This window comes from Candidatus Endoriftia persephonae, assembly GCF_023733635.1.
GTDB lineage: Bacteria > Pseudomonadota > Gammaproteobacteria > Chromatiales > Chromatiaceae > Endoriftia > Endoriftia persephonae.
On the sequence record NZ_CP090569.1, the window covers coordinates 1,716,510 to 1,728,778 of the forward strand.

Consider the following 12,269-nt stretch of genomic DNA (forward strand, 5'->3'; position numbering starts at 1 on the left):
CGCAGCTCAGCCTTTCCCCAACAGGTCGATCAGCAATTGCCTTGAGAGATCCCGTCCCAGCTCGCCGATGGCGGTGGTGATAGGTATCCGCTTGGGGCAAACTGAGAGACAGACCTGGGCGTTGCCACAGTCGCTCAGGCCCCCGTCTCCCATGATTACATGCAGCCGTTCGGTCTTGCTGTAGCGCCCGGTGGGGTGTCGGTTTTTGTGCTGGACTTGAACCAGTGCGGCAGGGCCGAGGAAGGCACTCTGTTCGCCATACTGGGGGCAGGCCTCCAGGCAGCAGCCGCAGCTCATGCAGCGACTGTAGGCGTAGCTGTTGAGCCACTGCTGGGGCGAGATGCGCGGTGCCCGTTCGTGGATGTCGTAGGGGCCATCCAGGGGCACCCAGGCCTTGACCTGTTTGAGGCTGTCGAAGATGCGGCTGCGATCCACCAACAGATCCCGCACCACAGGAAACTTGCTCAATGGCTGTAGCCGGATCGGCTGTTCCAGCTCATCCACCAAGGCGGAACAGGCCTGGCGCGGCGTGCCGTTGATCAGCATGCTGCAGGCACCGCACACCTCCTCCATGCAGTTGTGCTCCCAGACTACCGGCTCCACCAGTTGGCCATCGGTGGTGACCGGGTTTTCGCGGATCACCATCAGCACTGAGACCAGGTTGTGCCCCGGCCGCCAGGGGATCTCAAATCCCTGCCAGTAGGGCGCCGACTGTGGGTTGTCGCGACGTTCGATCTGCAACCGAATGGGGGCTTTCATCGATAGTCCCTCGGCTCTTCTGGGGCGATGATGCTGAGATCCACCGCCTCATAGCTGATGCGCGGCCCCGCACTGTTGTGCTCGGCAATGGTGGTCTTGAGCCAGTTGTCGTTGTTCTCTTTCCAGGCCTTGCGATAGGCTTCAAACTCCGGGTCGCCGGGGAACTTGCCCTGCGGAATCTCAAGGTTGAAGGCCGGCTTGTAGTGGGAGCCGCGGGACTCGTCACGAGCCCGGGCGCCGGCAGTGATGACCCGCCCGAGTACGATCATGTCGTGCACCTGGCGAGCGTAGACCAGGCTCTGGTTGGCCCAGCCGCTGCGCTCACCGAGACAGAGCTTCCAGAAACGCGCCTCAAGTTTCTGTAGCGCCTCGGCTGCCTGGTCGAGGCCGGGATTGTCGCGCACCACGTTGACATGGGTGGCCATGATCATGCCTAGCTCCCGGTGTAGGGCGTAGGGGTTTTCTGGGCCGTTGGCCCGCATCAGTTGCTGGTTGATCTCAGTCTGCCGCTGTTGCTCTGCGCTGTAGTGGGCCTCATCGACGGTATCGCATCCCGATTCAATTCCCTGCAGATAGCTGGCTACCGCCTCACCAGCCACCTGGCCACTGTAGGAGGCGGAGAGCAGCGAGTTGGCGCCGAGTCGGTTGGCACCATGGTAGCCGTAGTCGCACTCGCCACAGGCGTAGAGGCCGGGGATGTTGGTGGCGTGGTTGCGCGGGCTGTCCCAGCGTATGCCGCCGCTGGTTGCATCTGTTTCGAAATCGATCCAGAGACCGCCCATCGAGTAGTGAATACCGGGGAAGATCTTCATCGGCTCTTTGACCGGATCGACTCCCTGGAACTTGCGGTAGATGTCGAGAATTGCGCCGAGCCGGGTCTCGATGAAGTCGGGGTCAAGATGGGTCAGGTCGAGATAGACTGCGTCCTCACCGCCGATGCCGTAGCCTAGTTCTCGCACCAGCTTCCAGATCGCCCGGGAGGCCACATCCCGCGGCACGGTGTTGCCGTAGCTTGGGTACCACTCCTCCAGAAAATACCAGCGGGCTGACTCGGGGATGTCGTTTGGCATGCGCTTATCGTGCAGATCTTTGGGTACCCAAATCCGTCCTCCTTCGCCGCGGGCCGCCTCACTCATCAGACGGGTCTTGTCCTCGCCCAGCATGGTAGTGGGGTGGAACTGGATGAACTCGCCGTTGGCGAAGTGCGCCCCCTGCTGATAGACACGGCTCGCTGCCGCCCCGGTGGAGTTGGTGGAGTTGGTGGAGCGGCCATAGATCAGCCCCAGCCCGCCGGTGGCAAGGATCACCGCATCGGCACGGAAGCTGACCACATCCAGGCTGCGTAGGTCCATGGCGACGATGCCGCGGCAGTTGTCATCAGGGTCTTTCACCAGGGAGAGAAACTCCCACCACTCATGCTTGCGGATGCGGCCGGCTACTTCCTGAGCGCGTACCTGCTCGTCGACCCCGTAGAGTAGCTGCTGACCGGTGCTGGCGCCGGCGAAGCAGGTGCGGCGTTTCTTCACTCCGCCAAACAGGCGCAGATCCATCAGCCCCTCCGGGGTACGGGAGAAGGTCACCCCCATGCGCTCGAAGGTGCGGATCAGGCCGGGGGCCGCCTCGCAGAGGCTCTTGATAGGCGGCTGATTGGCCAGATAGGCACCGCCCTTGATGGTGTCGAGGATGTGTTGCTCGATTGAATCATGTTCGCCCTTGCTGTCGAGCACCGCGTTGATCCCCCCCTGGGCACAGGCGGAGTGGGAGCGCTTTACCTCGAACAGGGAGAAGAGATCGACCTGCACGCCGTGCTCCGCCAAGGTCAGGGCCGCCCAGAGTCCACCCAGGCCACCGCCCACGACGATCACCCTGCGCTGCGCTCTCATAGGCTAACCGCCGGATGGATAAACCCCCAGATGCCGTGCAGGCCGATAGCGGCAAGCAGCAGGCCAACTCCCATGAAGAGGATAAAGGCGCGCCGTTGGGCCGCTGGTGAGGTGGTGATACCCCAGGTAATGCAGAACCCCCAGAGGCCGTTGGCCAGATGAAACACCGAAAGCAGCAGGCCGATAATATAGAGCCATAAAATCCAAGGCTGTAGCAGCAGCGTCTGCAGATGCCCGAACAGATCGGCGCTCAGGCTCGGGTTCGCAAGGGTCTGAAAGCGGGTGCCGCCCAGATGCAGCAGCAGAAACAGCAGGATGCCGATGCCGGAGATGCGCTGCAGCAGATAGAGCCGGTTGTGCAGCAGCGGATAACGCTGTGGCTGGGGTCGCATCTCGCTGGTGATCAACAGGCCGTAGAGAGAGTGAAACAGCAGGGGCAGGGTGATCAGTCCGATCTCGATAAACGGCAGGTAGTTCATCCCCTGCAGGAACCCCACTACTTTCTCGTTGTAGTGTTCCGCGCCGAAGCGCGACTGGGAGTTCTCCCACAGATGGAACATCAGGAAAAAACCGAGCGGCGCCACGCCAAACAGCGAGTGCAGACGGCGCAGTAGAAAGTGACGGTTGTTGATCGAGTGGCTCAACTTCCGGTTCTCAAGAAGGTTCCCAGTCCGATATGCTGGATGCTACTGGCAAGCAGCAGTCATTGCATGGATCGATATCAACTCAATGAACATTTTTCGCTGGATCCTATGTGAACGAAACGGTTGACTGGGATGATTCGATCATAACAATCTCAGGCATCGTTGAAACCGCTACCGAGGTAAACTGATGGAATCGTTGACGGAAATCGCCGCTTGGAGCAGCCAGAAGGGCTGGGTGGTCCAGGTCTTTCTGGTGATCTTCGCTGCCTTGGTGCTAGACCTGGTTCAACGCCGTCTGTTGAACCGCATGGCCAGAACCCTGGAGCGGACCCGTAACCCCTGGGATGACGCCCTGCTGCATGCCATGCGCAAGCCGCTGGGAATGTTGATCTGGACCCTCGGCATCACCTTCGCCGCCTATGTGGTGCGGGAGGAGACCGGTGCCGCTCTGTTCGAGCTTGCCGAGCCCCTGCGCAACATCGGTGTAATCTTCTGCCTAGCCTGGTTTTTGGTGAACTTTCTGCAGCAGGTGGAGCTGCGCTATGTAGAGCACCGCGAAGCTGAGGGCAGGGAGGTGGACCACACGGTGATAGAGGCGGTTGTGCGCCTGCTGCGCGCTTCGGTATGGATCACCGCCGCACTGGTCATGCTGCAGACTCTCGGTTTCTCCGTCTCCGGGGTGCTCGCCTTCGGCGGCATCGGCGGCATCGCGGTGGGTTTCGCCGCCAAGGATCTGCTCGCCAATTTCTTCGGCGGTATGATGATCTATCTGGATCGCCCCTTCAGCCGCGGTGACTGGATCCGCTCCCCCGATCGGAAAATCGAGGGCACAGTGGAGAAGATCGGTTGGCGTCTGACCCAGATCCGCACCTTCGACAAGCGCCCGCTCTACGTGCCCAACTCAGTGTTCGCCTCGATCGCAGTGGAAAACCCCTCCCGCATGAGCTACCGGCGGATCTATGAGACTGTCGGTATCCGCTACGCCGATGCGGGCAAGATGCGAGTGATTATCCAGGAGATAAAGGCGATGCTGCGCGCCCATCCGGAGATCGCCAGCGACCAGACCCTGATCGTCAACTTCAACGAATTTGCCCCCTCATCCCTCGACTTTTTTATCTACACCTTTACCAAAACCACCGATTGGGTCCATTTCCATGAGGTAAAAGAGGATGTGCTGCTCAAGGTACTGGATATCATCGAATCCCAGGGGGCGGAAGCGGCCTTTCCCACTTCGACGCTGCATATTCCTGACGGGGTGGTCCTGCAACAGGGGACTCGCGAGGGCTGACCCACTCACACCACATATTTTGGAGGCATCAATGGATGCAGCATTCTGGCTCGCCCGCTGGGAGCAGCAGCAGATCGGTTTTCACCAGACCGAGATCAACAGCCATTTGCAGGCGTTCTGGCCGCAGCTTGGACTAGAGCAGGGGGCGCAGGTGTTTGTGCCGCTCTGCGGCAAGAGTCGTGATCTGCTCTGGTTGCGGGCCCAGGGACATTCGGTATTGGGGGTAGAGATCAGCCATCTCGCCGTCGCGGCATTTTTTGAGGAGAACGGGCTGACCCCGGAAGTCTCGCAACAGGCTCCCTTTGAACGATGGGAGTGCGATGGCATCACCATCCTCTGCGGTGACTTTTTTGCGCTGTCGGCGGCGATGCTGGAGGGGTGTGTGGCGGTCTTCGACCGGGCCTCGCTAGTCGCGTTGCCGGCGGAGATGCGGTCGGTCTATGCTGCCCATCTCAACGCGTTGATGCCTCAAGGCATGGAGACCCTGTTGGTGGCTCTGGAGTATGACCAGTCCCTCATGGACGGGCCGCCGTTCGCGGTGCATCCAGAGGAGGTGGAAGCACTCTACGGGGAGCGGTTTGCTGTTGAAACTCTATATATGATCGACACTATCGATGAGAGTCCGAGGTTCCGCCAGAAGGGGCTGCAACATCTGTTGGAACGGGTCTATCGGCTCTCGCCGCGTTGAAGTCATTCCGCGGCGGATCGTGTTACTTCCAATCAAGCTCGGGAGATGAACTTTCCGGCGGTGGTGTTGACCTTGATCCGCTCGCCTGGCTCTAGGTACTCGGGCACCTGGACCTCCAGCCCGGTGGAGAGGGTCGCCGGTTTGGTACGGCCGGTGGCGGTGGCGCCCTTGATGCCGGGAGCGGTGTCGACGATCTCCAGGGTCACCGACTGGGGCAGCTCGATACCAAGCAGCTTGCCATCCACCAGCAGCGCGGTGATATCCTCCAGACCCTCGTAGAGATAGCCAGCCTGTCCCTCCAGCTCTTCGGGATTGAGACCGTGCTGACTGTAGTCCTCCAGATCCATGAAGATGAAGGTCTCACCATCCTTGTAGGAGAACTGCACCGGTTTGCGGATGCAGTCCGCCTCCTTGAAGAAATTGTCCCCTCTCAATGACTCATCCAGCTTCTGTCCTGTCTGCAGGTTGGTGAAGCGGATCTTATAGAGGGTTGAGGCACCACGGGAAGAAGGGCTCTTCGCCTCCACCTGACGCACCGCATGGGGTGCACCGTTGATCTCTACAATGGCACCTTTTTTTAATTCGCTTGCCTTGGGCACGGGCCTCTCCTGTTAGCCAGTTTGGGCGGCGATTATAACAGCGATCGGCCACCACGCAGCCGTATCCTGTTGGAAAGACCAGAGGTGGGATGGGGGAGAGAGAGACTAGCTGGCAGCTGTGCCGCCTTCATTGCAGCAGCGGGGCAGGGTAGTGTGTTGTGGCTTCAGGATCTGCCCTCGCAGGCGGTTTGGACGATAACAGGTGCAGCCCTTTAGCCCCGATCGCCATGCCTCTTCATAGATCGAGGCAAAATCATCGAAATTGAGCCTCTCCGGCAGATTGATCGTTTTTGAAATCGCTTGATCCACATAGGGCTGCAGGGCAGCCTGCATCGCCAGCTGTGCGTTAGGGGTGATCTCATCGGCAGTGGCAAACTGACATGGCAAGGGCTGGCCACCTTGCTGTTTTTGCCATTGCTGAGCCGCATAATCCGGCAATTCGTGCCACGCTTGCCGGCCATCCGCACCGCGGATCAAACGCCTTTGGGTCAGCGCAAAAATCGGTTCGATGCCGCTGGATGTGTTACCCGCTAGCAGACTAATACTGCCGGCTGGGGCGATGGCCGTAAGGTGGCTGTTGCGGATCCCCTGGCGGGCGATGGCGTCGCGGATCTCTGCCGGCAGGCGGCGGATAAAGGGGGAGGCGAGATAGGCGTCGCGCTCGAACAGAGGGAATGCACCCCGCTCTGCCGCCAGTTCGGTCGAGGCAAGATAGGCGCTGTGACAGATGGTCTGCATAACGCGGCTGGCCATCGCCCGGGCCGCCTCGCTGCGATAGTCGAGCCCGAGCATGATCAGGGCATTAGCCAGGCCGGTGATGCCAAGGCCGATGCGGCGGCTGGCGCGGGCCTGCTGACGTTGTTGCGGCAGGGGGTAGGCTGACAGATCGATCACGTTGTCGAGTAGCCGGACAGCAGTGGTGCTCAGGCGCTGAATCCCCTCAAAATCAAACGCTGCCTCGGAGCTGAAGGGATGCAAGACACAGCGGCTGAGGTTGATCGATCCCAGGTTGCAGGCCCCGTAATGGGGCAGGGGGATCTCACCGCAGGGGTTGCAAACGACAATCTGCTGGCACCAGGCTAGATTGTCCTCTTGTTGCATCCGGTCGATGAAGAGCACGCCGGGCTCGGCGTTTTCATAGCTGGCGTGCAGCAGTTGCTGCCAGAGTTGTCGTGCCGGCAGTCGCTCTATCACGACGCAACGCTGGGGGCGTTCGCTGCCGGGCCAGTTGCACTCCAGCCTCTCCTGGTGCGACTCGGCAACGGTTTCACTCAGCCCCTGTAGCGGAAACAGCAGCGGCCAGCTCTGATCCTGTTCGACCGCCTGCATAAAGGCATCGGAGATCAGCACTGATAGGTTGAAATGGGGTAGCGCCCCAGGCTGGCACTTGGCCTCGATAAAGGTGCGGATGTCAGGATGGTCGCAGCGCAGGGCCCCCATCATCGCGCCGCGGCGAAGGGCGTTGGCGCTGATGGCCTGGCTCATGCTATCCCATAGCTGCAGTAGCGCAACCGGACCCGCCGTGAATTGGGTGGAGCGCCTGGGCCGAAGACCCGCCGGTGGCAGGGTCGAAAAATCGAGGCCGATGCCACCTTCCTGCTGCAGGGTCAGGGCGCTCTCTTTAAGCGCATTGAAGAGCGGATCGAGGTCGCCATCCAGCTCTCCCATGACAAAGCAATTGAACAAATTGCTGGGTGTGACGCTGCCAGCACCTGCCAGGATTCGACCGCCGGGCAGGAAACGATAGCCATTGAGTATCTGAAAGAAGCGCTGTTGCCAGAGCGATTTTTTGTCGGCCTCTACCGTGGCGAGGGCGTGAGCCAGCCGGCGCCAACTTTGCTCAATGGTCTGCTCCCCCGATTGGCGATAGCGGGTCTGCCAGATGATCTGTGAAACCGGTATCGGCTCCATCGGTACTCTCCTGAACTAGGTGGTAGCCTCATAGACAAGTGTGAACCATTTTTTTCGATCGCTGCCGGTTGTAGCGAAGTGCCATTGATCCACCACTGAAAGCTAGCGATTGGTGTGGAGTGTTGGCGCAGAAAACACACCTCTCTCCTGCCCGTATGAGACCGTTTCTTGTTTAGAATCTGGTAATAGACTTCTTGATAACTTGCTGTTCCGTAAGGAATTACGGAGGTTTTTCATGTTGCTATTGTGGTAAACCCTAGTACCGATTCACATATCTTCCACTGTTTTCTTTTGAGTGAAGGGAAGAGAATTTAGCGCAGCCATAAAAAGTGCCCATCTAGAGGCAGAGGTTGGCGTTTCATTTTGATGGTGCGAGCAGAAAAAACATCCCGCATCAGATTGGTGAGACGCATTGGATTCCACCTTTCCCTGGAGGAAATAATGTTAGATAGAAGCAGAAAAGTGGTTGGTATTGCCAGTATCGCTGCTGTGTTGGCAGCATCCCTGGTTACGGCTCCAGCCATGGCTGCAGGCGCAGCCAGCGCAATGGAAGAGGGCAAAAAACTTGCCTTCAACCGCAAGAAAGGCAACTGCCTTGCCTGTCACCTGATCGAAGGCGGTAAGGCTGCCGGCAATATCGGTCCGCCGCTACTGGCGATGAAGGCCCGTTACCCCAACAAGAAGGATCTGCATGACCAGATCTGGGATGCGACGGTTAAGAACCCAGAGTCACCGATGCCTGCTTTCGGCAAATATGAGGCCCTGTCGGCTGCAGAGATCGACAAGATCGTCGATTTTATCTGGTCTTTGTAAGCGGCCCAGTTCGGAGGAATAGTGATTATGATCAAACTGTTAAAAACGATGGCCGCGCTGACGATTACAGGTAGTGTCGCATTCTCTGTGCAGGCGGCCAGCCCCGAAGAAGATCTGAAGGCGTTTCAGAACCACTTCAAATGGCGTTTCCCCGGCGTGCCGACTGAAGAGTATGTCAATGGTGTCTATGCCATCGACAAGATAGGCCGCGAGAGTTGGGAGGCGATCGAGGAGTTTCCCCCATATGAACCCTTCATCGATGCTGGTGAAGAGATGTGGAATACCCCTTTTGCCAATGGAAAAGGCTACAAGGACTGCTTTCCCAAAGGTCCTGGCATCAAGGGCGACTATCCGCACTGGGATAAAAAGAAGGGTATGGTGATGACCTTGGCTCTGGCGCTTAATGAGTGCCGCAAGGCGAACGGCGAGAAGCCGCTGAAGTATAAGAAGGGTCCGATCAACGATATCCTTTCTTATATAGCCTACGAGTCTCGCGGGCAGGTCACCAATGTAGTGATCCCCAAGGATGATCCTAAGGCGCTTGAGGCCTATGAGAAGGGCAAGAAGTTCTACTACACTCGCCGAGGTCAATTGAACTTCTCTTGCGCTCACTGCCACCTCCAAAATGCCGGCATGAACATCCGCTCCGATGTGCTGAGCCCTGCATTGGGTCACACCACTCACTTTCCGGTCTATCGTTCCAAGTGGGGCACCGTCGGTACTTTGCACCGTCGTTTCACCGGTTGTAACAAGCAGGTGCGTGCCAAGCCCTTCAAGGCGCAGGGTGAGCAGTATCGCAACCTGGAGTACTTCCTCACCTACATGAGCAACGGTCTGCCACTAAATGGCCCCGGCGCACGTAAGTGATTAGAGGTTTGATAGATGCGAAAGCAAGCAACAGAAAAAAATCGGAGTGGGATGATGCAGAAGCAAATCTTCGCTAGAGTAATCTTCGCCTCGGCACTGCTCGCGCTGGTGGGGTGTGCGACAGCCAGTGCCCCGAAAGGTGACATGGCGGCTGGTACGGCTGCCGAGGCCAAGGCGGCAATCGCAGCCGCTGACAAGGCACGCAAGAAAGCGGCCGGCGTTGAGGGCGAGTGGCGCGACATCGGCAAAATGTTGAAGAAGGCCAAGAAGGCGGTCGAAAAGGGTGACTATGCTAAGGCAATGAAACTCGCTAAGAAGGCCAAACGCCAAGGTGAACTGGGTTATCAGCAGGCAGTTTCCCAAAAGGAACTGAAAATGCCGTCTTACCTGAAGTATTGATAACAGGCTTCCTGCAGGAGGAAATGCATAATGAAACATGCCAAGTCATTCGTGACACTCGCCCTGGGGCTTACTCTCTCGGACCTCGCCCTGGCTGATTCGGGCACCCACATCAGTGCTGGCCTGGAGTCTGTGGAGGTTCAGCACAAAACTAAGCTAGTCAAGATCGAGCGAACCGGCGATAAAAATTCGGTCATTCCAGCTACCTACGCTAAGAATGGCCGTCATTGCCCACCATTCTGTGTGCAGCCAATAACGGTCGCCCAGGGGGTGGAGACTATAGGAGAGCTGGAGCTGCTCGGCTATCTTAAGCGGATCGGTAGCGGTGATAGGACCGTGTTGGTAGTCGATTCTCGCAGCCCGGAGTGGCTTGCCCGCGGCACCATCCCCGGTTCGGTGAATATCCCCTGGAACCTGATCAGTGTTGACATGGCCGGCACCTTCGCGGTCGATGCTGAGGCAGAAACGCTCGCTACAATTCTGAAGGATCAGTTTGGTGCCCATCTGAGCAATGGCCAATGGGACTTCCGCAATGCCAAGACTCTGGTGCTCTTCTGCAATGGTCTCTGGTGTCCGCAGTCTGGCAACAACATCAAGACCCTGATTCGCCTCGGTTACCCGACCTACAAACTGAAATGGTACCGTGGTGGCATGCAGGATTGGGTCAGTGCTGGTTTGACCACTGCCAATCACTGATAGGGATCCGGCTGGAAAAAGCGACCCGACCGGCTCTGTCGGTCGGGTTTTTTTCTGTCCGGCGTATGCGCATGCGAGTTTGCCGCTGAACACAGGGAGTGCATGAATGCCATCATCTTCAGCCCAAAGCCTGCAGGCAGATCAGCTGCTGGTCGATATCGCTGATTATGTCTGCCACTATCAAATCACCTCCGCCCGTGCCCTGGATAACGCCCGTATCTGCCTGATGGCGGGGCTGGCGGCGGCGTTGAATGCACCGCGAGACCCTGAGGCAGCAAAACTGCTGGGGCCGGTGGTGCCGGGCACCTTGGTGCCCCATGCTGCCCGAGTGCCCGGCACCCGCTTTGAACTCGACCCGGTAAAAGCGGCCTGGGATATTGCTCTTCTGGTGGATTGGGCGGGTGACGAACAGATCTGCGCTGGCGGCGGTAGTCTTGCCTGTCTTGGGCCGATTCTCAGCCTTGGCGACTATCAGAGTCGCAACGCCGTGGCTGTGGCCAAGGCACCGAAAATAATTGAAGACCTGCTTCATCGCCAGGTCAAGGCGATGGAGATCCAAGGCGTGCTCGCGCAGGACGACCCCATCAGTGAGCAGGGGCTAGATCCGGTCTGCCTGCTGAAGCTGGCCACAGCTGCGGTCAGCGCGACCATGCTTGGTCTCGATCATCGCCAGGTGGTCGATGCCTTATCCCTGGCCTGGGCTGACGGGGCCTCGTTGCAGGTCGATCGGCACAGCACTAGCAACAGCACTCGGCAAGGGTGGGCCGCAGCTGATGCAGTCAGTCGCGGCCTGCAGTTGGCGATGCTGGTAGAGCGGGGGGAACAGGGCATTCCGCAGGTGCTGAGTTGTCCTAAATGGGGTTTTCAGGATGCACTTTTGGGCGGCGCTCCGATCAAGCGCCAACAGGCCTACGCCAGTCAGGTGATGGATGAACTGCTCTCCTCCGGTGGACAGCGGCAGAGGCTGGTTGCAGAGATTGAAAACCAATTCTGGAAGGCACTGAAGCTGCGTTTTGCCGAACGCCGGGCGTGTGGAATCTACAATCTCTGCCTCAATATTGGGGATCTGGAGACAACATCGGTCGATCAGTTTATTGAGATGCTGGTGATCTAAGGAGCCTCTGAACAAGTCATAAACTCGTATCTTGCGTCCAGACTTGTTCAGAGGCTCCCTAACTGTATTCGATAGCGATGATGCAGTAAGCGGTTATCCCGCCGGGCACTGCGATCTCCACCTCATCATCCAGCGAACGTTTCATCAGCCCCCGCGCCAGTGGTGAATCCATGCTGATATAGTCGGCCTGATGGTCGATCTCATCAGGGCCAACAATCCGGTAGCGATGCGTCACGCCCTGCTCATCTTCAAGGGTCACCCAAGCGGCAAAGAAGACTTGCTGGCGGTTGCTGGGGGGCTGTTCGACCACCTTTAGCTCGGGGATACGCTTCTGTAGATAGCGGATGCGCCGGTCGATCTCCCGCAACTCCTTCTTGCGATAGATATACTCTGCGTTTTCCGAACGGTCCCCCTCCGCTGCCGCTGCAGAGAGCGCCTTCACTACCTCCCGCCGACGTTTCCAGAGCCCCTGCTCCTCGGCAAGCAGGCGCTGATGGCCATCAGAGGTGATATAGGGGGATTTGGGCGGGGCAGGGGGGCGGTATCTTCCCATCGATCTCAGTTTCTGGTTGATCTCCAGAGGGCATTTTAAGGGATTCGCGGTGGTT

The 12,269-nt window shown here is 58.5% G+C and carries 13 protein-coding genes; 7 read left to right on the plus strand and 6 right to left on the minus strand.

Going from position 1 to position 12,269, the window contains the following annotated elements; all coding sequences use genetic code 11:
* Positions 1-6: 6 nt before the first annotated feature.
* From sdhB to L0Y14_RS07705, 3 genes are read right to left on the minus strand one after another with little or no spacing between them, the layout of a single operon-like run.
* The gene (gene sdhB, locus L0Y14_RS07695; RefSeq protein WP_005965241.1) at positions 7-759 is read right to left on the minus strand and encodes a succinate dehydrogenase iron-sulfur subunit; all 753 of its coding nucleotides are present in this window, start codon (positions 757-759) and stop codon (positions 7-9) included.
* Positions 756-2,642, minus strand: coding sequence for a succinate dehydrogenase (quinone) flavoprotein subunit (sdhA, locus tag L0Y14_RS07700; protein WP_040819323.1), 1,887 nt, complete (start codon positions 2,640-2,642; stop codon positions 756-758). The genes sdhB and sdhA overlap by 4 nt, the downstream gene beginning before the upstream one ends.
* A complete protein-coding gene (locus L0Y14_RS07705; protein WP_005965237.1) occupies positions 2,639-3,286 on the minus strand; it encodes a succinate dehydrogenase/fumarate reductase transmembrane subunit in 648 nt (215 codons plus the stop codon). Before L0Y14_RS07705 ends, sdhA begins: the two co-directional genes overlap by 4 nt.
* A gap of 187 nt (positions 3,287-3,473) precedes the next feature.
* Here L0Y14_RS07705 and L0Y14_RS07710 point away from each other — a divergent pair, with 187 nt between their 5' ends.
* Positions 3,474-4,574: a mechanosensitive ion channel family protein gene (locus L0Y14_RS07710; RefSeq protein WP_005965234.1), complete on the plus strand. Its 1,101-nt coding sequence runs from the start codon at positions 3,474-3,476 to the stop codon at positions 4,572-4,574.
* A gap of 31 nt (positions 4,575-4,605) precedes the next feature.
* Entirely contained in the window at positions 4,606-5,262 is a 657-nt protein-coding gene (locus L0Y14_RS07715) for a thiopurine S-methyltransferase (RefSeq protein ID WP_006474461.1), read from the plus strand.
* Positions 5,263-5,294: 32 nt separating this feature from the next.
* On the opposite strand, the gene efpL is transcribed toward L0Y14_RS07715, so the two are convergent.
* Together efpL and L0Y14_RS07725 are read right to left on the minus strand one after the other, a co-directional pair.
* Positions 5,295-5,861, minus strand: coding sequence for an elongation factor P-like protein EfpL (efpL, locus tag L0Y14_RS07720; RefSeq protein WP_005965230.1), 567 nt, complete (start codon positions 5,859-5,861; stop codon positions 5,295-5,297).
* Positions 5,862-5,966: 105 nt separating this feature from the next.
* On the minus strand, positions 5,967-7,772 hold the full coding sequence (locus L0Y14_RS07725; RefSeq protein ID WP_006474459.1) for an adenosylcobalamin-dependent ribonucleoside-diphosphate reductase: 1,806 nt from the start codon (positions 7,770-7,772) through the stop codon (positions 5,967-5,969).
* Between the two features lie 441 nt (positions 7,773-8,213).
* Here L0Y14_RS07725 and soxX point away from each other — a divergent pair, with 441 nt between their 5' ends.
* From soxX to L0Y14_RS07750, 5 genes are all read left to right on the plus strand, one after another.
* On the plus strand, positions 8,214-8,585 hold the full coding sequence (soxX, locus tag L0Y14_RS07730; protein ID WP_050798764.1) for a sulfur oxidation c-type cytochrome SoxX: 372 nt from the start codon (positions 8,214-8,216) through the stop codon (positions 8,583-8,585).
* Between the two features lie 27 nt (positions 8,586-8,612).
* Positions 8,613-9,452 carry a sulfur oxidation c-type cytochrome SoxA gene (soxA, locus tag L0Y14_RS07735; protein WP_006474457.1) on the plus strand — a complete coding sequence of 280 codons (840 nt, stop codon included), beginning with the start codon at positions 8,613-8,615 and terminating at the stop codon, positions 9,450-9,452.
* Between the two features lie 51 nt (positions 9,453-9,503).
* Complete coding sequence (locus L0Y14_RS07740) at positions 9,504-9,851, plus strand: SoxXA-binding protein (RefSeq protein WP_251859296.1); 348 nt, start codon at positions 9,504-9,506, stop codon at positions 9,849-9,851.
* Positions 9,852-9,881: 30 nt separating this feature from the next.
* Positions 9,882-10,547, plus strand: a complete 666-nt coding sequence (locus L0Y14_RS07745) for a rhodanese-like domain-containing protein (RefSeq protein WP_040819320.1) — start codon at positions 9,882-9,884, stop codon at positions 10,545-10,547.
* 106 nt (positions 10,548-10,653) lie between these two features.
* Positions 10,654-11,661 carry an MmgE/PrpD family protein gene (locus L0Y14_RS07750; RefSeq protein ID WP_006474454.1) on the plus strand — a complete coding sequence of 336 codons (1,008 nt, stop codon included), beginning with the start codon at positions 10,654-10,656 and terminating at the stop codon, positions 11,659-11,661.
* A 58-nt stretch (positions 11,662-11,719) separates the two neighbouring features.
* Here the strand turns inward: L0Y14_RS07750 and greB are convergent, their stop codons facing one another.
* Positions 11,720-12,214 (minus strand): transcription elongation factor GreB, encoded by a 495-nt coding sequence (gene greB / locus L0Y14_RS07755; RefSeq protein ID WP_005965220.1) that lies wholly within the window; start codon positions 12,212-12,214, stop codon positions 11,720-11,722.
* Positions 12,215-12,269: the final 55 nt, after the last annotated feature.